We start from the raw sequence: 21,954 nt of genomic DNA, 5'->3' as shown, positions 1-21,954 counted from the left end.
CGGCAGGGGTGACAGCAGGAGACAAATCCCGTATACTCACATAAAGATGTCTTTATGTCGCTTAAGCGCGACCGTCGCCCTGAGGACGAAATATGTCGCAAAACCCATCATCGCTGGACGACCTGTTCGGCCCCGTCGCGGCCAAGCCCGACGGTTCGGAAGTGCTTGCGGCGCTGACGGCGGCAGCGCGCGAGCGCATCCTTATCCTCGACGGCGCTATGGGCACGCAGATCCAGGGCCTGGGCTTCGACGAGAACCATTTCCGTGGTGACAAATTCGCCGATTGCGCCTGCCATCAGCAGGGCAACAACGATCTTTTGATCCTGACGCAGCCCAAGGCGATCGAGGAGATTCACTATCAGTACGCCATCGCCGGGGCGGATATCCTTGAAACCAACACCTTCTCCTCGACCTCCATCGCCCAGTCGGATTACGGCATGGAGGATGCGGTCTACGCGCTGAACCGCGACGGTGCACGGCTGGTGCGCCGGGCCGCGGTGAGGGCTGAGCAGGAGGACGGCAGGCGTCGGTTCGTCGCCGGCGCCCTGGGGCCGACCAACCGCACCGCCTCGATGTCGCCGGATGTCAACAATCCCGGCTACCGCGCCGTGACGTTCGACGAATTGTGCCTTGCCTATGGCGAACAGTTGCGCGGTCTCATCGACGGCGGCGCTGACATCATCCTGATCGAGACCATTTTTGATACGCTGAACGCCAAAGCGGCGATCTTCGCCTGCAACGAGATCTTCATCGAGAAGGACGTGCGTCTGCCGGTGATGATCTCCGGCACGATCACCGACTTGTCCGGCCGCACGCTGTCCGGCCAGACGCCGACGGCTTTCTGGCATTCGGTTCGCCACGCCAACCCGTTCACCATAGGCCTCAATTGCGCGCTGGGCGCCAAAGCCATGCGCGCGCATCTGGACGAAATATCCGGCGTCGCCGACACCTTTGTTTGCGCCTATCCGAATGCCGGCCTGCCCAATGAATTCGGCCAATATGACGAAAGCCCGGAATTCATGGCGGCGCAGATCGAGGATTTCGCGCGCGACGGCCTGGTCAATATCGTCGGTGGCTGCTGCGGCTCGACGCCCGACCACATCCGCGCCATCGCACAGGCAGTCAAGAAACATCCGCCGCGAACTGTTCCCGACATCGAGCCGAAGATGCGCCTTTCCGGGCTCGAGCCGTTCACGCTGACCGACGAGATTCCGTTCGTCAATGTCGGCGAGCGGACCAATGTCACCGGCTCGGCCAAGTTCAGGAAGCTGATCACCGCGGGCGACTATGCCGCGGCGCTCGAAATCGCCCGCGACCAGGTCGCCAACGGCGCGCAGATCATCGACATCAACATGGACGAAGGCCTGATCGATTCGAAGCAGGCGATGGTCTGTTATCTCAACCTGATTGCCGCCGAGCCGGATATCGCCCGCGTTCCCGTGATGATCGACAGCTCCAAATGGGAGATCATCGAAGCCGGCCTGAAATGTGTCCAGGGCAAGCCGCTGGTCAATTCCATTTCGATGAAGGAGGGCGAGGCGGCTTTTCTGCACCATGCGAAGCTCGTCCGCGCCTATGGCGCGGCGGTGGTCGTCATGGCCTTCGACGAAGAGGGTCAGGCCGACACCCAGGCGCGCAAGGTCGAAATCTGCACCCGCGCCTACAAGCTCTTGACCGAACAGGCCGGATTCCCGCCTGAGGACATCGTTTTCGATCCGAACATCTTCGCCATCGCCACCGGCATCGACGAGCACAACAATTACGGCGTCGACTTCATCGAAGCCGCCAGGCAGATCACCGCGACGCTTCCGCATGTCCACATATCGGGCGGCGTGTCGAATCTCTCCTTCTCGTTCCGCGGCAACGAGCCGGTGCGCGAGGCCATGCATGCGGTGTTCCTCTACCATGCCATCCAGGCCGGGATGGACATGGGCATCGTCAACGCCGGGCAGCTTGCCGTCTATGACGCAATCGATCCGGAACTGCGCGAAGCCTGCGAGGACGTCGTCAACAACCGTCAGCCGAAGGGCGGCGGCAGCGCGACCGAACGCCTGCTGGACCTCGCCGAACGTTTTAGGGGCACGGCGGGCAAGGAAGCGCAGGAACGCGATCTCGCCTGGCGCGACTGGCCGGTCGAGCAGCGCATTTCGCACGCGCTGGTCAACGGCATCACCGAATTCATCGACCAGGACACGGACGAGGCGCGGCGCGCCGCCGAGCGGCCGCTGCATGTCATCGAAGGCCCGCTGATGGCAGGCATGAACGTCGTCGGCGACCTGTTCGGCGCGGGAAAAATGTTCCTGCCGCAAGTGGTGAAATCCGCTCGCGTCATGAAGCAGGCCGTCGCCGGCCTGCTGCCGCATATGGAGGCTGAGAAGCTGGCGAATGCCGCCAAAGGCGTTGACACCGGCGAGCGCCAGACCGCCGGCAAGATCCTGATGGCGACGGTCAAGGGCGATGTCCACGACATCGGCAAGAACATCGTCGGCGTGGTTCTGGCCTGCAACAATTACGAGATCATCGACCTCGGCGTCATGGTGCCGGCGGCAAAAATCCTGCAGACGGCGCGCGAGCTAAATGTCGACATCATCGGCCTGTCCGGCCTGATCACGCCCTCGCTCGACGAGATGGCGCACATGGCCGCCGAGATGGAGCGCGAGGGTTTTGACATTCCGCTGTTGATCGGCGGCGCTACGACCAGCCGCGTGCATACCGCGGTAAAGATCCATCCGCGCTATATCAGAGGCCAGACGGTCTATGTCGCCGATGCCAGCCGCGCGGTCGGCGTGGTGTCGGCACTTTTGTCGAACGAGACCAGGGGCGGTTATGTCGACAACGTTCGTGCCGAGTACAAGAAGGTTGCCGATGCGCATGCGCGCAGCGAAGCCGACAAGCAGCGCCTGCCGCTGGCCAAGGCTCGGGCCAACGCCCACCGGATCGACTGGTCGGCCTACGCGCCGCCAAAACCGTCCTTCCTCGGCCTGAAAACCTTCGAAGCCTGGGATTTGGCCGAACTCGCGAACTATATCGACTGGACGCCGTTCTTCCAGACCTGGGAGCTGAAAGGGCGTTACCCCCGGATCCTCGACGACGAGGCGCAAGGACCGGCGGCACGCCAGCTCTTCGACGACGCCCAGGCGATGCTGGCCAAGATCATCGCGGAAAAATGGTTCGCGCCAAAGGGCGTCATCGGCTTCTGGCCGGCGAATACCGTCGGCGACGACATCAGGCTGTTCACCGACGATGCCAGGTCGCAGGAGCTGGCGACCTTCTTCACGCTGCGCCAGCAGCTGACCAAGCGCGACGGCAAGGCGAACGTCGCGCTGTCGGATTTCGTCGCGCCTCTGGACAGCGGCAAGGCGGATTATCTCGGCGGCTTCATCGTCACCGCCGGCATCGAGGAAGCGGCGATCGCCGAGCGCTTCGAACGTGCCAACGACGATTACTCGTCGATCATGGTCAAGGCGCTGGCCGACCGTTTCGCCGAGGCCTTCGCCGAGCGCCTGCACGAACGCGTGCGCAAGGATTTCTGGGCCTATGCGCCGGACGAGGATCTGGCGCCGGACGAGCTGATCGGCGAACCCTATCGCGGCATTCGCCCGGCCCCCGGCTATCCGGCGCAGCCCGACCATACCGAGAAAGCGACTCTGTTCCGCCTGCTCGACGGCGAGCGCAACGCCGGCGTCAGCCTGACCGAAAGCTTTGCCATGTGGCCGGGCTCCTCCGTGTCAGGCATCTACCTGTCGCATCCCGAAAGCTATTATTTCGGCGTGGCCAAGGTCGAGCGCGACCAGGTCGAGGACTATGCGCGCCGCAAGGCCATGCCGCTGGCCGAGGTCGAGCGCTGGCTCGGCCCTATACTCAACTATGTGCCGGCGCAGGGGCTTGATGCGGCTGCGTGAGGTCGTGAAATCACGCTGCGAGGCTAGCCCCAGAGCCGGGGCTGCCTTTTTGAAATAGAAGCCAGCAGGCGCGGTTGAAGAACCGGCGGGCATGAGCGCGGTCATTGTCACACGCGAGCGTGCGATTCTACTGGAAATCCACGTGCAGTTTCTAAATAATAGTGCAACACTCACTTAAAAAGGTGATGACGCATGCCACACGTCCCACCCGACATTATCGACGGCAAGGCCGTCAAGAGCCTCGTGGACGCGCAGGCGATCCAGGGCGCGGTGGTGCTGGGCCAGCCGGGCGGATGGGCGGTGCTGGTGCGCTATGGCGCCATGGAGCGGGCGATCTCGGCGCAGCGGGCACGGAGGCCGCGTCTGTGGCGTAACCTCAACACGGCAGCGGCTTTCGTGCGCGAGGAACTGGGTGTCCCGCGCTTCGAGGTGGATACGGCCGACTACGACCCCGATGCGGTCGAGCGCAAGCGGCCCGACCAGGCCGAGCGGCTGCTCCGGCAGCGCGAGGCGGCCGAGCATGACGCCTGGTTCCGTTCCGAGGTGGGAAAGACGCTGGATGGCATCGCGGCGGGCACGGTCGGCCTCGTGTCCGACGAGGATCACCGAAAGCGTTGGCAGAAGAAGCGGACTGAGATGCTGGCGCGGGCCGGGCAGGCCGGGTGAAGCGGCTGGTCTGGTCGCAGGATGCCGAAGCGGACCTGGATTCAATCACCGACTATATTGCGCGTGACGACGTGATGGCGGCGATCGGTGTGCGCGACGAGATCGAGCGACAGGTCCAACGACTTTGCAGGTTTGCGCTTTCCGGCCGGGAGGGAAGGCTGGAGGGAACGCGCGAACTGGTCGTAGCCCGAACACCATTCATCGTCGTCTACGCGGCAGGCGAGACGGTACTGATCGTGCGCGTTCTCCATGGGGCTCAGCGGTGGCCGCCAAGGATCTGACCGTCGACGCAGCCCGATTGGCCGCACAACCTCATGCGGGCCTGATTGCACGTTCGTTCTGCACTGACACCTGATCGACACCTCCGCCTTGAACAGCCTGACCTGCGGTCATCGCGCACCGGCCCGCCACGGATTGACGCGCGACACTTTAGCTGCAAGGTATATTAACGTTCTGTTTACCATACATTGGTTTCGGCAGGGATTTTTTAGGGGGGCAATTTGGAACCGTTTCTGGGGGCGAACCGCCTTAATTGGGATGATCGGGCCGAGCTGCATTCGACCGACACGACGGGCAGCTACCACATAGAAAATGTCCTGGCTGGTGGATCCAATCTCTACGAGCTGGAAACGCGCGAGGTCGGCGATATCATCGGCAAGGATATCGTCCATCTGCAATGCCATATCGGGCTCGACACGATCAGCTTGAAGAACCTGGGCGCGGGCAGCGTGACCGGCCTCGACTTCTCACCGACGGCGATCGCAGCGGCGCGGGATTTTGCAGCAAAGGCAGGCACTGACGTGCGCTTCGTGGAGGCGCCACTGTTCGAGGCAGTCGAAGCGCTTGGCCGAACCTTTGACATCGCTTACGTTACCTGGGGTTCGGTAAACTGGCTTGACGACGTGTTCCGCTGGGCGCGGGTGGTTGCCGATCTCCTGCGGCCCGGCGGCCGGCTCTATCTCGCCGAGGGCCATCCATTGATGTTCCAGTGTGACCGCAAGGCTGCGGCGCTGGAGTTCAAGCATGACTGGCGAACGCCAATAGCTCGTCCACTCGCATGGAACGAGGAACTCACCTATACCGGCGACGACCGCATCTTGAAACATCCGCGCTACTATGAGTGGATTCATCCGGTCAGCGACGTGGTGAACGCGCTGATTTCAGCTGGGCTGACGCTGGATTTTCTCAATGAGCATGACACGGTTTCGTGGCAGCACTTTTCATTTGCCGTGAGGGCCGGCAAGGATATGTACGGCTTGCCAGAAAACTCTCCCAAGATCCCAATGGCCTATTCCATTGGCGCGACGAAGCGTAGCGTCGGCAAGATACCCTACCTGGTTACCCCCAAGGCGATTGAGGGCCACTAGGGTTTCTCCTGCGCTGAGGATTTGATTCTCTGGCTGACCGTCGCTGCCGGCCGGCTTGCAGCCACGATCTGACGCTGAGGATTAGCCACATGCCACCCTGCCTTCGTTTCCCAAGGCGGGACAGAAGCCTCAGGCAGTAGGAGCGTGCAAAAATTTTGGCCCGTGAAGGTCAAAATTAAACATTGACAGCTAATATACCTTGGTCGGGTTGGCCAGAACCTGAATAGCAGCTGAGGAATCGCCTATTGGCTCTTTTCCGCGCCAGGTTCGGCGGTATCAAGAAGGCCGTTTTCTCGTCGGCAAATATCCCGGCGGCAATGGCTATGATCGTTATTGCCGTTGGCGCGGCGTTCGCGGACCACCAGAACAAAATCGTCTCGGATCAAGCCGTCCGTGCCGATGTCCTGGCCAAGGTCAATCTTATCCGCGCCAAGCTTGAAGGCAACATCAACGGAAACCTTCAACTGGTGCAGGGACTGGTCGCGACGATCGTGACCGAGCCCTATATGGGACAGCAACGTTTCGCCTCGCTGGCGAGCAACCTGTTTGGCAGGGGCTCGCAACTGAAGAATATTGCCGGCGCGCCCGATCTGGTCATTTCCCTGATGTACCCGATGGACGGCAACGAGAAGGCGATAGGCCTCGATTATCGCAAGGACGAGCGCCAGCGTGTGGCCGCGCTAAGGGCGCGAGACGAGCGCGAACTGATTCTTGCCGGACCCGTCGACTTGAGGCAGGGAGGGCAGGGCTTCGTCGGTCGTATCCCAGTTTTTGTACGCAGTGCCGGCAACACCGAAAGGTTCTGGGGCATCATTTCGGCCGTTGTCGACGTCCAGCGCCTTTATAAGGCGAGCGGCCTGCTTGACGCTGATCTGGGGATCGACATAGCGCTGATCGGTAAGGACGCTCTCGGTCCAGGTGGAGAGCAATTCTTCGGCAATGAGCGCGTCGCCAAAAGCAATCCGGTGACAGCCGACGTTCTGCTCCCGTCCGGTTCGTGGCGGATCGCTGCCATTCCAAAAAACGGCTGGCCTTCGACGCCCGACAACGCCTGGTTCCTGCGCGCCATGATGGCGGTGGCCGGGGCGTTGGTTGTGATCCCATTCCTGGTTACGGGTCGCCTGATTGGCGAGAGACAGCGCAATTATGCGGAACTGAGTCGCTTGTCGAGACGACTGGAACTCGCTCTGGAAGCGTCGGCCATTGGCGTTTGGGAACACGATCTCGCGACCAACGAACTTACGTGGGACGACCGCGTCAACGAAATATATGGCAAACCAACTGGGGAGGGCCGCGGCTACCTGGACTGGGCGGGAGCAATCCACCCGGATGATCTGGCTGCCGCCCACGCTGATTTCGACCGCGCGCTGGCCGGCGGCGGGCCATATTTGTCGGAGTACCGGATTATTCGGCCGGATGGCGAGATTCGTCATGTCCGATCCAAGGCGATAATTTACCGGGGCGCGAACGACACCCCAAAAATGATCGGCGCCGAATGGGATGTGACAGCCGATGTCCTGCTGAATAAGGACCTGGTTCGCGCAAAACAACTTTCCGAGTCGAAAAATGCAGAACTCGAATCGGCCAAGGCGCGCATAGAGCACATTGCGCTCCACGATTCGCTGACCGGTCTGCCCAACCGGCGTTACCTCGACCAGGTGCTGGAAGACTACGCGGCAGACGCTAGGCGCGCCGGCTTGTTTGCGGCGCTGCTTCACATAGATCTGGATCGGTTCAAGCACATCAACGACACGCTTGGCCACGCCGCAGGCGACGCAATGCTTGTTCACGCCTCGACCGTCCTCCGATCCAAGGTCGACGGTGAGGGTTTTGTTGCTCGGATCGGAGGAGACGAATTCATCGTCCTGTGCGTGGTGGATGACGATATCGAGCAACTGGCGCTGCTCGCTGACCGCGTCATCAGCCAGATGCGAGAACCGGTCTACTATCAGGGCCATCGATGCCGTTTCGGCGTGAGCGTTGGAATTGCAGTCGATAACGGAAAAGATGTCGAAGCCAAACACCTGCTGGTCAACGCTGACATCGCGCTTTACCGGGCAAAGAGTCGTGGGCGCAATCGATACGAGTTCTTCACCGAGGCGATGCAAAGCGAGATCGTCGACACAAAACGGATAGCCGACGAAATTCTCGGTGGCCTTGAGCGCAACGAGTTCATTCCCTTCTACCAGCCGCAATTTGACGCAAAAACGCTTGAAATCGTCGGGGTTGAGGCGCTGGCGCGATGGAGGCATCCGGAGAAGGGTATTTTGGCGCCCGACGTCTTCCTAAGGATTGCGGAAGAATTGAATGTCGTCTCGATCATCGATCGAAACATATTAGAGCAATCGCTTTTGGATCTCGAAGGGTGGACAGCCGCCAATCTTCACATTCCGCGGGTGTCAGTCAACGTTTCGGCACGTCGCCTTCAGGATGAGGAACTCATAAAGAGTCTTAGGGAACTAAATATCAAGAAGGGAACACTTTCCTTCGAGCTCGTTGAGTCAATTTTCCTTGACGAGAATGACGATTTTGTTACCTGGAATCTTGAGCAGATAAAAGATCTCGGCATTGACGTAGAAATAGACGATTTTGGCACGGGCTATGCCTCTATAGTCAGCTTGCTCAAGCTGCAGCCTCGCCGGCTGAAGATAGATCGCCAACTGGTCATTCCAATTGTCAAATCGCCGCAACGAAGGCAGGTCGTCTCGTCGATCATTGAAATCGGCAAATCCCTGGGCATCGAGGTCGTAGCCGAGGGTGTCGAGACGATGGAGCACGCACAGACACTCAAGACCTTGGGCTGCGACATACTGCAGGGCTATGCCTTCGGGCATGCGTTGGATGCCGACGGACTAAAGGCCTTCGTTCGCTCTCGGCGCCTGCGCACGGCCAGCTGACTGTCGACGTCCGCCTCGGGGCAGGCAGGGAGGCGGCTCGATCAAAGTCCGCACCCCCACTGATACAGAGCGGCCAAATCAGCGTTGTTGTGGGCAATGAGTGCCAGCTGCGGAGAGCGGAGTGATGGCGCAAAGCAACGACAGACGGTCAGGACACCAGGTAAACGAAGCGAACCTGGGGAGGGACCCAAGCCTACGGGTGCACCATCGGTCAGCCTGGCGGCTTCCGGCAAGGCAAAGGGCCGACGGGTCCAATTCGTCAAACGCCGCTGCGAACCCGTTCCGAATTGGTCAGGGCTTCGCCAAGACGACCTACGGCTTGTTTCAGTGCCTTTTCCGCAGAATCCGTCAGCGATTTGGCGCCACCCTCGCAAACGACACCAGCATCGCCTTGAGCGTTGCCTTGGCCTTCCACGGTTGAGCCAAGCAATCGACCTTTGCGGCCATCAAGAGTTATCGAAGCAACCAGATCGACATTGGTTTCTATGCCGGCAGACCAAAAGCCCGGCACGACCCGAAGCCGGGCGTTCAATTCTTCGCCTTTCACCACGATCATTCCTCGACTTTTGCGCTCGGTGAGGCCAGCGGCATCTACTGGTTGGTCGACCACTTCGAGCTCTGTAACCAGAGATTCGAGTGTCTTGCGAACGGATCCAGAGAACCCGCTTCGCATGTCGATCGGATAACTGTGAGCGGCGCAATTTAAATCTGAGGGCTTGACCGACCTATTCAGCGCCGTAGAGTCGACAAACAGTAAATATTTTCCAGGCAGTCTTTCTCCGTAACTTGAATAGACGTTGTATGCCGCAATTGGCAATGGCTCAGCCTTATACTGGCAACCAGCAAGCGCAAATGCGGCCGTCAAAACGACCACCGTTCTATATTTCATCCCCAAGCCCTCCCAAGGCCAATGAGAGCATTGCGTAAGATCGCCGCAGACGCAAGCGCTCGCTTACGTTATTCCACTGCTTGATGATTAAGAGAAATTATTTTGAGACCATACCGGTAGGCGCAGTGAATCTTGGCTGGGGAACCTGGATTCGAACCAGGACTAACGGAGTCAGAGACAAATTGATCCGTTGTTTTGCTAGGAAATTTCGCCTTGTGTTGCAGTCGTGTTGCAGTCTTCACTACGAAAATAGCCGGGCCTCGATCTCGGCAACTGCCGTCTGATCGGCGGCGTCGTCTTCGAAAAGATGGCCGTATGTGTCGAACGTCACCGTGATCGAGCTATGCCCCATGATCGTCTGGACGCGCTTCGGTGAAAGCTTTTGTTCGATGAACAGGCTCGCCGCCGCATGACGCAGGGCATGAAAGTTGTACTTGGCGATTTTGAGCGGATTGCCCTCCGCATCGCTCCTGGTCGCATGAAGGCGGAAGAGCCCGGCACTGACAAGCAAGGGCGTCCAGACGCGCGCAAGAATGTTATGTGGTCGAGGGGAGTTCACTCGTCCGACGGAAACACCAGACCATCGGGGCCATTCGCGATTGAGAGGCGCTGCTGCTTCAGGGCGTTGATTGCCATCGGCGCCAATGGAACGTCGCGCTCGCCGGCCGACGTTTTCGGCAGGCCAAAATCACCCCATGCGTCGACCCGGCCCTTCACCGTGAGAACGCCGCGTTTCAGGTCGACGGCGTTCCATCTAAGGCCGCGCAACTCGGAGGCGCGCAGGCCGCTGAACAGCGCCGTGACGATTAGCGCGCGATGCTTGCCCTGTGCGGCGTCGAGTATGACTCGCAATTCTGCCTTAGTCGGGATCTCTGGCCGCTTGGACTTCCGCCGATCGTTCGTCTTAACCTTGGCATCCGACACCGGATTGGTCGCCGCCAAACCGCGCCGCCTTGCGTCGACGAAGATTGCCCCAAGCGAACGCACGATGCGTTTGACCATGGCCGGTGACCGATCCTTGGCCAGTTCGTCGGCGAAGGCATGGACGTGTGGTGTATTGAACTGCGAAAGCTTCCTCGCGCCGATCAGCTGCACGATGTGGATGTTCACATGCTGGGCGTAGGCCGCGCGCGTCGAGCGCTCAAGGCCCTCTGCGTCGCACCTTTCCAGCCAGAGCTTAGCTGCCTCTTTGATCGTGATCGAGGCGCTGTCAGCGACGTGAACGCCAAGTTGCAGGTCGCGCCGGACCTTGACCAAATAGGCATCTGCGTCCTTGCGCTTGTCGAACTGCTTGGCGCGACGGTTCCCCCCTGCATCGGCAACGATGACGTTCGCCCGCCGCCTTGCTCATTGCGAAACTATCCCGCAGCAAGACAGCGCCGAACGTGCTTTCAACAAGCTCGCCAGGACATTCGCGGCCCAGGTGGAAGCCCTAAAGAAATACCGCACGGGCGGCCAGCAGCACGTCACCGTGAAGCACGTCACGGTGAACGAAGGCGGCCAAGCTATTGTCGGCAATGTCTCGCATGGGGGGCAGGGTGGCGGGAAAAAATAACGTCAACCTCATGAACCTAGCGCCTCGGTGTCATGCTCGGTCGAAGCGGACGGGTTGCCAGTGTCGATCGCCAGCGGTGAGGGGCAGAGCAGTCTGCCGCATGCACGGTGCGGGCGGTGGCGCACCTGAAGGCAAGCGGAACGGCAACTATCGCAACGGAGGCAGGACCAAACGCACAAAGGCAGCCTTGGCGGCTGTCCAGGCAATGGCGCGGATATGTCGGCAGACGATCGATGACCTACCGGATTAACTGGGAACTAGTCGCCATGCTACTCGCCGCCGCCAGCTTGGCAGTACGCCTGCTGCGTCGACAAACGAGACGCGCCAATCTATCGCCTCGCTATCGACAACCCTGGCCGAGCGCAATCGACCGCATTACCAGGCGCTCGGCTTCGGCCTCAGCGTCATCCTCGCCGTCGGCGCGTTGGCCTACTGGCCGATGCGGGAATCCACAAACGACCTCAAGGCGAGAAACACCGAACTGGTCCAGTCGATTCAAATGCTCTCCAGTGAAACCAACAAGACCATCCAGGCGCTGGCGGCCAATACCGTTTCCCGGCAGGAAATGGACTGGCGCGCTGATCGCGGCACCGAGGACCGCAAGCGGACCGATGAGTCGGTCGCCGCGATCCGGAACGCCATGGTCTATCGCAACGAGTGGATGGAGCGGAATCTCTCCAGGGGTCACGACATCGAAAACCTCCGCGATGACGCGGTGCGCGATGTCACCAACCTCCAACGTCAGCTTGATCAGCAGCGGTCGGATTTCCAGGTGTTTTCCAACTCGCTCGGCAACGGCAGGGATTTCATCACAGACTTGAAGGCTGAACAGAGCCGCCTGCGCGATCAGATCGCGGCGCTCACGGCCAAGGTCGCGGCTGAACAGAATAGGTCGACGCCTTAGAGCGAGCCCGCCGGTGCCAACTGCCGGTTGGTGGACGCACGCCGGCGGCGCGCGTAAAATTTACTTACGATCCGGGCACAACCACCCCGTCCCACTCCTCGTGCCTGGTGAACGACTGACTGCCCGCCGTGCCGAAAGGTGCGGCGGGCTTTTTTTGTCGTCCGGATGGAACACGATGTGGGCGACGGTCGTTCGGGGCGGCAACACTGCGCCGTTCCGTCAGATCGAGGACAACAATGCGGGAAAGGCAAACCTTCACCGATAAAGAAAAACAAGACAGACGGGAGCGAACGTCGGATTCTGCGCGGGAGTTGATCGAGGTCGAGCGCGCGGCACGAGAAGCAAAAACAGCTCGGCTCCGGGAGCAGCGACTGAAGGGTGCCCTTCCTGCGGCATCGGCATCGAAACGGACAAGCCGGAAAGGCAAGAAAACCTAGCGGGCGCTGCGCATTTCATTCGATCGGCCGATGTGCAAGTCATAGAAGGCTTTCATATTGAAGCAGGGGGGCACGACTTTGACCCCAATTTGCCCGCTGCCGACCGGCCCGGCGGGCTTTTTGCTTTTCTGGATGGAACACAACCCTGAGAAGAAAGTTAGGCGCCTGCAGCATCTCCCCTGTGCTGCGAGATCGGATCGCATCGTCCGATCAGCCCGCGTCCCGCCCTCCCGGACGCGGGGTTCTTCGAGCGATGGGGACCTGTTGATTCGGCAAAGTCGCCAACGCTGTGATGATCTGGACCATCACGCACGGCTTCGAAATCATAATGCTGTCGGGCACACCCTCGGCATGCCAGTCCAGCGCGCCATCGCCGCTCAGGTAGATGATCGGCATTGTCGGTACAGCCCCCCTGATGTCGCGCGCGAGCTCCCAGCCGTTGGTGCCACTGCCAAGCCTGATGTCGGTTACGACGGCATTGATCCGCGACGTGTCGCGATCGAATTCGGCCAGCGCCTTGGTCGCATTGGTCACGGCTATGACATCAAAGCCTGCTTCAATTAGCGCTCCCTCTATGTCCAAGAGTACCATCGCCTCGTCTTCGACGAGCAATACGACACTGGTTGCCATGAACTGTTTCCGTACAGGCCGAAACACTTATACGTGTGACGAGCCAGATTGGTTCCAAGGCCACACCTCTCGCTGCCACTCTATCGACTCTACCGCAGTGCATTTCGGCGCTATCCGCCCAGAAGCGGACTTGTTATGCTCACCTTTCTTCCCGTTTTGACCCTAAAGAGACGCGCGCGTCGCTGGCTCGATCTCCTAAAAGGAAACGTGATGGCACCGGATGAGCAATGGCAGTTGGAAGGTACCGCTGCAGAACTCTATCAGCGATATCTTGTCCCTCTTATCACGTCGCTCTGGGCAGCCGACCTAGTCAAACGGTCTGCGCCTCGCCCCGGCGAGCAAGTGCTCGATGTGGCGTGCGGCACCGGTGTGGTTGCCAGACTCGCCGCCGAACAAATGGGCACTGGACGCGTGGTCGGACTGGACCTCAACTCCAGCATGTTGGCGGTTGCACGAGCTGTCGCTCAGAACGGGGGTCCAAAGGTTGAGTGGCACGAAGCTAGCGTGCATCAGATGCCATTCCCGAACGGCACCTTCGATGTGATCCTCTGCCAGCTAGGCCTGCAGTTCTTCCCTGATCGTGCCCGAGCGTTGGCGGAGATGTTCCGGGTGCTCACACCGGGGGGACGCCTCGCGCTTAGCGTCTTCACGGCAATCGAACGAACTCCCGTCGCGCATGCCCTGGCCGATGCACTGGACCGGTATCTTGCGCCCGGCGCCTCCTCGATCAAGCGATCTGAGCACACCCTTTCGGACGGAAGTCTGCTGGAGAATCTCGTCTCCGCGGCCGGGTTCAAGGACGTCACTGTGACATCAGTGACCCAGATGCTGCGATTCCCATCGCCACGCGACTATGTGCGCCTTCAGCTTTCGGCGACGCCTCAAGCGGGCATGGTTGCGGACATGGACGCCGACAAGCGCGACGCGCTGATCGATGCAATCACGGGCGATCTCGTGCTGTCGCTAGGAGGAAACGCAACGGGCGTAGAGCTCGTGTCTCCTCAGGAATGTCACGTCCTTCTCGCCACACGCTAGATGGGTCTCAACATCTGGCGCACGCTGCCGAATCTTGCCCAGGCGCCGGAAACCGGTGATGATGGGCATCGATGCTTGATGAAGGGTTTCAGGTCCGGCCGGGCGTCGGCGCTGTATTAGCCGGCACAGTAGCGATCTCAAATCTCGCGACCACCTGCAGCAGGATCTCGCCGATTTCGCTGCGAACCGTCACTACAAGTTCGCGGTAGATGCTGTCTCTCGAACGGTCTCTTACGATTTCCGCAAGTGCCGTTGCGGCCTCGGCCTTGGCAGCTTCGACATTCGGCAGCTCGGTACCCTCAGTGTCTGGATACGTCGCGCCGGCATCGGCAAAGTCGAAGAAAAACCGCGGCATTTCCCCAAACTCACAACTCAACGGATTGTTTCCGATATTTTGCCAAACCCCTGTCGGAATCACGATCTGTTCACTCTGGCTAATATATCGTGGCCACATAGATCCTATGAGTGCGTAAAATTGTAAGTACCGGCGCCGGCCGGCTCGAGTTCATACCGCCTATGGAGCCCAAACTGGTCCCCAAGCCACCCGAGGGCGACGAGTGGATTCACGAGGTAAAGCTCGACGGCTACCGCTCGCAGATCTTCATCAACGGCGACGATGTGCGCATCTACACCAGGACCGGCATCGACTGGTCGAGCAAGTTTCGCGACCTGGTCGAGGCCGCCAGGGCGCTCGGCCTCGGCAGCGCCATCATCGACGGCGAGACGATCGTGACCAACGAAGCCGGCCTGCCAGACTTTGCCGCGCTTCGCAGGGCAATCACGCAGCGCCAGCACGATCTCTATCTCGTCGCCTTCGATCTGCTCCACCTTAACGGCCAGGACCTGCGCGACCTCGGCGTCGAGGAGCGGCGCGATATCCTGCACGGGCTGATCAGGCCGGGCGAGCGCATCCAGTTCAGCGAGGCGATGCCGGGGGAATCGGATGCGCTGTTCTATCTGATCGACAAGGCAGGCATGGAAAGGCATGGCGCTCGAAGCGCCGCGGCAGCAGTACCGCAGCGGCGAAACCAGGCAGTGGCTGAAGACCAAGAGCTTTGTCGTCAGCGAGCTCGAGCTGCTCGGAGTGCAGCGCGAGAGCGGCAAGGCAGCGTTTGCGCTGCTGGCCGAGCCCGACACAAGGCGATATGTCGGCTCTGCCTTCATCACCCTGCCGCTGGATATCCGCGAACGGCTGTGGAAGCGGGTCCAGGAACACGCCGGTCCGCCGCCAAGGGGCATGAAGAAGCGGCCGGCGACGCAGTGGGTCAAGCCTGGCGTCAGGCTGCGCATCAAGCATCTGCGCGGCGACCACAGCCACATACGCCATGCATCGCTGCTGAGTTTCAGTGACGAAAGCTAATATTTCTTTTCGCTAATGGAACCGTTTTGATCTGGCGCGACTTATCAGGCCCATGAGCACACGCGGCACGAACTTCTTTTATAAGTGGCTTAGCAACAACCTGCCCGCTATCGTGCGGGCCGACGTGATCTCGGTCAGTGAACTGGCACATAAACTATTCGCCGACGCCAAGTCTCTCGGAATTAGCAGCACCGAGATAGAGGAAGACACCGGCGGCGTTCATGAGGCGATCCTGGACGCGATCGTTCATCATGACGCGGGCGTAGTTGGCTGATCCCTATCGCGGCCTTGCAGCCGTTCGACCGTCTCGATGGTCGCCTTCAAAGGGCTGCATCAAAGCCTGCGTGAAGCACCGAAGACCTGCGTCATGTTTCGCTTCAGGACTTCTGGGATGAGGACTAGGGCGCCTTGTCTGCGTCTTTGAGCGAGTACCGACTTCGCTTGCGGGCGATCGGAACTAACGGTCTGCGGCGGCGTTGCGATGGCAGTAAAACCTATACTGACCAACGGAGACAGACATGACAGATTCCCAGGAACGCCTGACGCAGTGGCTTCGCGACGCTCACGCCATGGAAGAACAGGCCGAGACGATGTTGAGCGGCCAAATCGGGCGCCTTGAAAACTATCCTGAGCTACGCGACCGGATGAGGATGCATCTCGATGAAACGAGGCAACAGGCACAACGTCTCGAACAATGCCTCGATCGGATGGGGGAAGGATCATCGACGCTTAAAGATGCCGGCGGGAAGATAGTCGCGATGGGACAGAACATCAGCGGCATGTTTGCAGGCGACGAGGTGATGAAAGGATCGCTGGCCAGCTACACGTTCGAGCATATGGAAATCGCCAGCTACAAGATGCTCATCGCCGCAGCCGGCGAGGTCGGCGATGCCGAGGCCCAGAGAGTCTGCGAACAAAATCTGCGCGAGGAGGAGGCGATGGCCGACTGGCTGGAAAGCAACCTCGGCACGGTCACCACCGAGTTTCTCCGACGCGACGAGCGGGACGCCGACAGCGCGAAACGGTGACGGGCATATTGGCTGGCCCGAAGTTGGGTTGCCTAAGGAGAAAAAGGGATGGCGACGATGACCTCGGAGCATCGCCGATTCCCGACGTCCGCAGGCATTCTGCTCGGACTTGGCTTAGGCGGATTCTTCGATGGAATCGTACTGCATCAGTTGCTCCAGTGGCATCATATGGCGACCAGCGCCGGCTATCCCGCCGACAGTGTCGAGAACCTTCGGTTCAACACGTTCCTCGATGGCCTGTTCCACGCCGGCACATACTTATTCGTCGCGCTTGGTCTCATCGTGCTCTGGCGCGCTGGGCATAAATCTCATCTCTGGTGGTCAGGAAAGTTGTTGCTTGGGACGATGCTCATGGGCTTCGGCATATTCAACCTGGTCGAGGGGGTGGTCGATCATCAGCTTCTCGGCATCCACCATGTCAACGAAACCGTCCCGCGGGACCAGTGGATCTACTGGGACGTCGGGTTCCTGATTTGGGGTGCGCTGATGCTGATTGGTGGCTAGGCCTTGTCAAGGTGGGGCAAACGGGAGCGCTGGCCTCCACCTGGTCGAATTGATGGATAGGTCCCACAGTAGGTCTTGACGATCAAGGAAACTGTTCCTTTATTCGTTCTCACTGCCGTTCCGCCAACCTCATGATGGTTTATGGCGGCGGCGCCGATCCGCTGAAGCTCAAATTCGACTGCAGCCGCTGCAAGCCGACGGTGAAGATTACGTTGCTCGAGGTTCATCCGTTGAAGGCTGATATCACGCCGTAGATAACGAGAATCAATAGACCGATCCCAATCAGCCCGAGAATTCGCTTTGCCATGCCGGACGCCCTCCCTGCGTGACATCTTAGGCAAACGGAGTTATTTCTCAATCTGCGGGCCCCCAAGGTCACGCAGAGCATACTAAATGCCGCCAATCACATAATGATCTCCTGATCGGGATACTCGCCCTGTCGTCCAGGCCGGCTCGTTGGCGGTCGCGATGGTGAATATGCGCCACGACGGTAAGTGGCAAGGCGCCCATTGTAAGTTTTCTAAACAGAGATTTGGATCACTGAAACCATGCCGAACAGCATCAGCGCGCCGAGGCGCGAGAATAGGCCGAGGAAAAGCAGCGCCGAGCCAGGGATCTCGGCGGTCGTCGCCAGAGCCGCGGCGACGACGGATCTAGGAACGGCAGTTTCCGCTTATAAAAGGAGTAGGGGATTGCCGCGCGAGAACGTTGCGCACGTTCGAAACCTGCCATTGACCATCGCGCGCTGTGCGCACACCCCGGCTGTTCAGGGCAATGGCCAGGCCACACTGGTGATGCCGGAGCGCTGGATAGAGTCGATGATCGGCAGCACGGTCTGGGAAAATCTGTCAGCCTCCCGGATCGAGATCTTCCGACCTTTCGCGGCAGCTTCCCCTGTGTTGGTCGGATTGCCGAGCTTCATTCCATTGATCTTGCGAGAGGCGAGGGCGGCCTTGGTCCGTTCCGAGATCAATCGACGCTCCTTCTCGGCCAAAGCGGAGTAAAGGTGCAGCATAAACGGGTCGGCGTCAGCGCCGAGTTCGGCGACGATGAACGGAACGCGCTGGACCATCAGTCCGGCAATGAAGGCGACATCACGAGAGAGGCGATCGAGCTTGGCCACGACCACCGGGCATTTAGTCTGGCGGGCAAGGGCGGGGGGCGGCTGTCAGTTGTGGGCGTCGATCAAGAGCATCCGCGCCCTTTCCGGTTTCGATCTCGGTGAACTCCTGGAGGATGATCATTCCCTCGGCCTCGGCAAAGCGGGCGACCGCGGCACGCTGGGCCTCGATGCCCAGCCCAGAACGTCCTTGCCGCTGTGTGGAGACTCGATAGTAGGCGAGCGGCGGCTAAGGTGCGCCCGTAAGCTTTATAGCGGACTGACCGGCGCTAGAGTGAGCGAGCCTCAGCGCATATGCGGGGCTACGTCCGTTTCCTGCCGCGATTACGTCGTCCCGATAGGCGCCCCATACGGCAAGTTGCACCCTGAGCTGCCCTACGCGTCGGGTAGCAAGCGTCAGGCTTTCACCACTAGTAGTGGAGCAGGCAACGAGTCCTGCACAATTCGAACTCGGTTCACGAGACGGAATTGCTCCCGGCCGTTCCGTCAGCAACGAGCTAACATTAACCACGCAATGTGTGTTCCGGCCGTGGCCAGCGATGATGCCGTTCTTACCATCCACCATGACCGGGTTCGTTCAGCCGAATTCTCGGATCGAGGCGGCGATCTGCGCCACCTGGGCATCGGAGTGGGTGCGGGCCTTCCTGGCGTATGGGATCAGAGCCGCGGCAGGACGGTACTCCACAGCAAGGCGAGGAGCAGGATTTTCGATGCTGCCGTTCTGACCAGCGACGGCCGGAATGGTGTCATCCGTATCAGCCGCAGTAGCGCAACCGAGAACCGCTTCATGCTTGCCCCGCCTGCATCAGAGTTCCTTTCCGCACAGGCGGAGTGGGTGGTGAATGTCCGCCTGCTTCAGGATTTGATTGTAGCGTGGCCTTATGTGATTGTAATCACAGCCGTTTTTTGCTTGGCTACGATTGTTTTCGAACTGCTTCGCTGGTCGTACTGGCAGTGCTTGCGCTTGGCGAAATAGAGGGTGGGGAACGAAGTCGCCTCTTCTACATTCTCACCCGGCATCATTTGTTGCTCGAAGCGGGGAATTTTGCAGGACAGGAGAGGTCGACCAAATGACAGGCAGGCGCGCCTCACCGCGCATCCGCGGCGGATGCACGTGCAGCTAAGAGGGGGATAGGTGAAACGGCTGCTCGACATTCGCCTTCCCATAGGGGTCGTCCTGGGTTTCGTGTTGCTGGTCCTTACGCTCAACCTCATTCCCGAGCAGCATGCAGTACGCCAACCCATTCCACATACCTATGGCATTTCCGACCCGCAGTTCCTTGAGACCATGGAGGCCGTCTACGGCGGCGAAGTACGCCGGGGACATGGCGTTGAAACGCTTGTAAATGGTGATGAGATATTCCCGGCCATGCTCGGCGCAATCAGGGAAGCGCGGTCCTCGGTCAACTTTGAAACCTACATATATTGGTCCGGAGAGATCGCTTTGCACTTCGCCAACACTCTCGCCGACAAGGCGCGGGAGGGCGTACCAGTTCGCGTCCTCGTCGATTGGGTGGGGAGCATTCCGTTCGACCAACGCCTCATCGACATCATGCAGCAGGCCGGGGTTTCGTTTCACCGCTTTCGGCCGCTCCACTGGTACACCCTCGACCGGGTGACCAATCGCACCCACCGCAAGCTCCTCATCGTTGATGGATCTGTCGGGTTCACCGGCGGAGTTGGAATTGGCGACGAGTGGCTGGGTGACGCACGCAACGCCGACGAATGGCGTGACACTCACTATCGCGTCACCGGCCCGGCAGTGTCTGCAATGCAGGCAGCGTTTGCCGATAACTGGCTGGAAGGGACGGGCGAGGTCTTGCAGGGCAGCAAGTTCTACCCGGCCCAGGACGAGGGCGGCTCTTTAGGGGCGCAGGTCGTCATTTCGTCGCAGCCCGAAGGTTCGGTATCAATGCATCAGATGATGCTGATGGCGTTGGCGGCGGCGGAACGCCACATCCGGATCGGCATGGCGTATTTCGTGCCCGATGATGTTGCTCTCGCACAGTTGCTTGCGGCTCGGGCACGCGGCGTCGAGATCGACATCATAGTTCCCAGCGAGAACACCGATGTGCCGCTCGTGCGGAAGAGTTCGCGTTATTTCTGGGGCGACCTGCTGCGTTCCGGTGTGCGGATACATGAATTCCAGCCGACTATGTATCACCCCAAGCTCGTGATCGTGGACGACTCTTGGGTAACCATGGGATCGGCCAATCTCGACGAGCGTTCGCTACGGCTCAACGACGAGGCTAACCTCAATATTTACGGGGAGGAGTTCGCCGCCGAACAGATTGCGATCTTTCAGGACGATCTGAAACGGTCGCGGCAGATCAGTCTTCAGGAATGGCAAAGTCGACCGCTCAGTGAAAAATTCACTGACTGGATCGCGAGCTGGATGAGAGCTCAACTTTAGGAGCTCCGGGCGTTCCGCCTCCGGTCAGGATCACGGCTCCTGTTCATTTGGCTGATTAGCTTGGGCCGGCCACAGTTTTACGCGACCCCTGCCACCGGTACGCCCCGGCCGGGGAAGTGGCGCCATGGTCGAGGAACCGGCCACGGAACATGTCCTTTTCACGATCCAGCCAACGACGAACCGTACAGGACGCACCAGTTTGCGAGGCCCGGAACGCGGTGCTTTGACCCAGCAGTGATGGCCGGGGCACAATGTGGGAGGAGCGGGGGACGCCTGCCTCAATAACAAGGCAGGCTTCACGCTCGTTTGGGCCTTATCGGGGGAACGGGGTGATGATCGGATCCTCGTCCTGACTACGTCGGTACTCGCTGCGAGCATCTTCATCCCATGGATCGGCCGATTCATCAAAGCCAACCCACCCGTCAGCTTCAAACTCGCGCCTCAGTGCGGCTGCATCCGACGCCTGTCCCAATATGGCCTGCGCGGAATCCGCCTGAGCTTCATCAATGCGGGCAATCACTAAGGTCTTCCCCCGTCTGATACCCTCGGCGTAAACGTGCGCGTCGTGCTCATCAATTCCTGCGTCGGTTAAGGAACCGAGCAAGCCGCCCACCGCTCCGCCGGCCGCGGCCCCAATCAGGGTAGTCGCCAGCCACCCCACGCCGACAACCGGACCGATGCCCGGAATGGCAAACGCGCCAAGTCCGGCCAGCAGGCCCCCAACACCTCCGACGGCAGCGCCAACACTCGCGCCGGCTACTGTTCCGTCCGCATCCTGCATCTCTGCCGACCCACTTCCGGACGGTGCAACAAGACTGATGTCGCTGCTTGAAACCCCGGCATCCTCCAGAGCTTCGACTGCCTGGGTGGCCTGTTCATAGGTATCATAAAGCCCGCTGATCGTTCTCATTCTTCACCTTTTTTGCCACCCGCGGATGCGGGCGGTCCGAGCAGTAAACTCGGGCCTTCGCGAAACGTTCCGACTTTAAGACAAGCGCCCCTTACAGTGACGATGAGGTCGAGGTTAAGGGAGATTCTAGGGCGCGGCGCTATGTCATACTTTATAGCGCCCTAGTCGAACGGATGATGTTATGTTCTCAAGTCGCCCGGCATTCAACGGCAAACGGGCGATTGGAAGAGTAGATCACGCTTTCGTCAACCCCGCTGTCGAGGCGAAGTTCGCGTCAGCCGCTCATCGCGCCGACAAGCGAGTTGGACGACCGACTCGGGTGGGAAAGCGGCCGTCT

At 60.0% G+C, this 21,954-nt stretch carries 23 protein-coding genes and 1 pseudogene; 15 read left to right on the top strand and 9 right to left on the bottom strand.

What is annotated here, in order from left to right:
• Positions 1–92: 92 nt before the first annotated feature.
• The 5 genes from metH to JG739_RS21250 all read left to right on the top strand — a co-directional run bounded on the left by metH (position 93) and on the right by JG739_RS21250 (position 8,832).
• Positions 93–3,902 (top strand): methionine synthase, encoded by a 3,810-nt coding sequence (metH, locus tag JG739_RS21270; RefSeq protein ID WP_202363241.1) that lies wholly within the window; start codon positions 93–95, stop codon positions 3,900–3,902.
• A gap of 192 nt (positions 3,903–4,094) precedes the next feature.
• Complete coding sequence (locus JG739_RS21265) at positions 4,095–4,568, top strand: hypothetical protein (protein WP_202363240.1); 474 nt, start codon at positions 4,095–4,097, stop codon at positions 4,566–4,568.
• A complete protein-coding gene (locus JG739_RS21260) occupies positions 4,565–4,849 on the top strand; it encodes a type II toxin-antitoxin system RelE/ParE family toxin (protein WP_202363239.1) in 285 nt (94 codons plus the stop codon). Before JG739_RS21265 ends, JG739_RS21260 begins: the two co-directional genes overlap by 4 nt.
• A 219-nt stretch (positions 4,850–5,068) precedes the next feature.
• Positions 5,069–5,935, top strand: a complete 867-nt coding sequence (locus tag JG739_RS21255; RefSeq protein WP_202363238.1) for a class I SAM-dependent methyltransferase — start codon at positions 5,069–5,071, stop codon at positions 5,933–5,935.
• Between the two features lie 317 nt (positions 5,936–6,252).
• The gene (locus JG739_RS21250; RefSeq protein WP_202367561.1) at positions 6,253–8,832 is read left to right on the top strand and encodes a bifunctional diguanylate cyclase/phosphodiesterase; all 2,580 of its coding nucleotides are present in this window, start codon (positions 6,253–6,255) and stop codon (positions 8,830–8,832) included.
• A 259-nt stretch (positions 8,833–9,091) separates the two neighbouring features.
• Here JG739_RS21250 and JG739_RS21245 read toward each other — a convergent pair whose 3' ends face one another.
• The 3 genes from JG739_RS21245 to JG739_RS21235 form a co-directional block, all read right to left on the bottom strand.
• Positions 9,092–9,721: a hypothetical protein gene (locus JG739_RS21245; RefSeq protein WP_202363237.1), complete on the bottom strand. Its 630-nt coding sequence runs from the start codon at positions 9,719–9,721 to the stop codon at positions 9,092–9,094.
• A 241-nt stretch (positions 9,722–9,962) separates the two neighbouring features.
• Positions 9,963–10,232, bottom strand: coding sequence for a tyrosine-type recombinase/integrase (locus tag JG739_RS21240; protein ID WP_244749501.1), 270 nt, complete (start codon positions 10,230–10,232; stop codon positions 9,963–9,965).
• A gap of 44 nt (positions 10,233–10,276) precedes the next feature.
• Positions 10,277–10,978 (bottom strand): tyrosine-type recombinase/integrase, encoded by a 702-nt coding sequence (locus JG739_RS21235; RefSeq protein WP_202363236.1) that lies wholly within the window; start codon positions 10,976–10,978, stop codon positions 10,277–10,279.
• Between the two features lie 67 nt (positions 10,979–11,045).
• On the opposite strand from JG739_RS21235, the gene JG739_RS21230 reads away from it, so the two are divergent.
• Positions 11,046–11,276: a hypothetical protein gene (locus JG739_RS21230; RefSeq protein WP_202363235.1), complete on the top strand. Its 231-nt coding sequence runs from the start codon at positions 11,046–11,048 to the stop codon at positions 11,274–11,276.
• Positions 11,277–11,715: 439 nt separating this feature from the next.
• Positions 11,716–12,180: a hypothetical protein gene (locus JG739_RS21225; RefSeq protein ID WP_202363234.1), complete on the top strand. Its 465-nt coding sequence runs from the start codon at positions 11,716–11,718 to the stop codon at positions 12,178–12,180.
• 647 nt (positions 12,181–12,827) lie between these two features.
• Here the strand turns inward: JG739_RS21225 and JG739_RS21220 are convergent.
• Positions 12,828–13,247 (bottom strand): response regulator, encoded by a 420-nt coding sequence (locus JG739_RS21220; RefSeq protein WP_202363233.1) that lies wholly within the window; start codon positions 13,245–13,247, stop codon positions 12,828–12,830.
• 135 nt (positions 13,248–13,382) lie between these two features.
• Here JG739_RS21220 and JG739_RS21215 point away from each other — a divergent pair, with 135 nt between their 5' ends.
• Positions 13,383–14,282, top strand: coding sequence for a class I SAM-dependent methyltransferase (locus JG739_RS21215; RefSeq protein WP_244749500.1), 900 nt, complete (start codon positions 13,383–13,385; stop codon positions 14,280–14,282).
• An 88-nt stretch (positions 14,283–14,370) separates the two neighbouring features.
• Here JG739_RS21215 and JG739_RS21210 read toward each other — a convergent pair whose 3' ends face one another.
• Entirely contained in the window at positions 14,371–14,637 is a 267-nt protein-coding gene (locus tag JG739_RS21210) for a DUF6894 family protein (RefSeq protein ID WP_202363232.1), read from the bottom strand.
• Between the two features lie 161 nt (positions 14,638–14,798).
• Here JG739_RS21210 and JG739_RS36230 point away from each other — a divergent pair.
• The 5 genes and pseudogenes from JG739_RS36230 to JG739_RS21190 all read left to right on the top strand — a co-directional run.
• A pseudogene (locus tag JG739_RS36230) lies at positions 14,799–15,152 on the top strand (ATP-dependent DNA ligase); the annotation flags it as partial.
• Between the two features lie 115 nt (positions 15,153–15,267).
• Complete coding sequence (locus JG739_RS36225) at positions 15,268–15,642, top strand: hypothetical protein (RefSeq protein WP_342216471.1); 375 nt, start codon at positions 15,268–15,270, stop codon at positions 15,640–15,642.
• Positions 15,643–15,694: 52 nt separating this feature from the next.
• Positions 15,695–15,916: a DUF768 domain-containing protein gene (locus JG739_RS21200; protein WP_202363231.1), complete on the top strand. Its 222-nt coding sequence runs from the start codon at positions 15,695–15,697 to the stop codon at positions 15,914–15,916.
• A 244-nt stretch (positions 15,917–16,160) separates the two neighbouring features.
• Positions 16,161–16,670 (top strand): ferritin-like domain-containing protein, encoded by a 510-nt coding sequence (locus JG739_RS21195; protein ID WP_202363230.1) that lies wholly within the window; start codon positions 16,161–16,163, stop codon positions 16,668–16,670.
• 48 nt (positions 16,671–16,718) lie between these two features.
• Positions 16,719–17,174, top strand: a complete 456-nt coding sequence (locus JG739_RS21190) for a DUF2243 domain-containing protein (RefSeq protein WP_202363229.1) — start codon at positions 16,719–16,721, stop codon at positions 17,172–17,174.
• A 520-nt stretch (positions 17,175–17,694) separates the two neighbouring features.
• On the opposite strand, the gene JG739_RS36405 is transcribed toward JG739_RS21190, so the two are convergent.
• The 3 genes from JG739_RS36405 to JG739_RS36215 form a co-directional block, all read right to left on the bottom strand.
• On the bottom strand, positions 17,695–17,775 hold the full coding sequence (locus JG739_RS36405; RefSeq protein ID WP_446720572.1) for a hypothetical protein: 81 nt from the start codon (positions 17,773–17,775) through the stop codon (positions 17,695–17,697).
• A gap of 165 nt (positions 17,776–17,940) precedes the next feature.
• Positions 17,941–18,297 (bottom strand): recombinase family protein, encoded by a 357-nt coding sequence (locus tag JG739_RS36220; protein WP_342216418.1) that lies wholly within the window; start codon positions 18,295–18,297, stop codon positions 17,941–17,943.
• A gap of 13 nt (positions 18,298–18,310) precedes the next feature.
• Positions 18,311–18,466 carry a hypothetical protein gene (locus JG739_RS36215; RefSeq protein ID WP_366930523.1) on the bottom strand — a complete coding sequence of 52 codons (156 nt, stop codon included), beginning with the start codon at positions 18,464–18,466 and terminating at the stop codon, positions 18,311–18,313.
• 357 nt (positions 18,467–18,823) lie between these two features.
• Here JG739_RS36215 and JG739_RS36400 point away from each other — a divergent pair, with 357 nt between their 5' ends.
• Entirely contained in the window at positions 18,824–19,270 is a 447-nt protein-coding gene (locus tag JG739_RS36400) for a hypothetical protein (RefSeq protein WP_202363228.1), read from the top strand.
• A 159-nt stretch (positions 19,271–19,429) separates the two neighbouring features.
• Positions 19,430–20,707 carry a phospholipase D-like domain-containing protein gene (locus JG739_RS21170; RefSeq protein WP_244749499.1) on the top strand — a complete coding sequence of 426 codons (1,278 nt, stop codon included), beginning with the start codon at positions 19,430–19,432 and terminating at the stop codon, positions 20,705–20,707.
• A gap of 313 nt (positions 20,708–21,020) precedes the next feature.
• On the opposite strand, the gene JG739_RS21165 is transcribed toward JG739_RS21170, so the two are convergent.
• On the bottom strand, positions 21,021–21,617 hold the full coding sequence (locus JG739_RS21165; protein ID WP_202363227.1) for a general stress protein: 597 nt from the start codon (positions 21,615–21,617) through the stop codon (positions 21,021–21,023).
• Between the last annotated feature and the right edge of the window lie 337 nt (positions 21,618–21,954).

It is taken from the genome of Mesorhizobium sp. L-2-11 (genome assembly GCF_016756595.1).
GTDB lineage: Bacteria > Pseudomonadota > Alphaproteobacteria > Rhizobiales > Rhizobiaceae > Mesorhizobium.
This window is presented reverse-complemented; position numbering and strand designations above follow the sequence as displayed.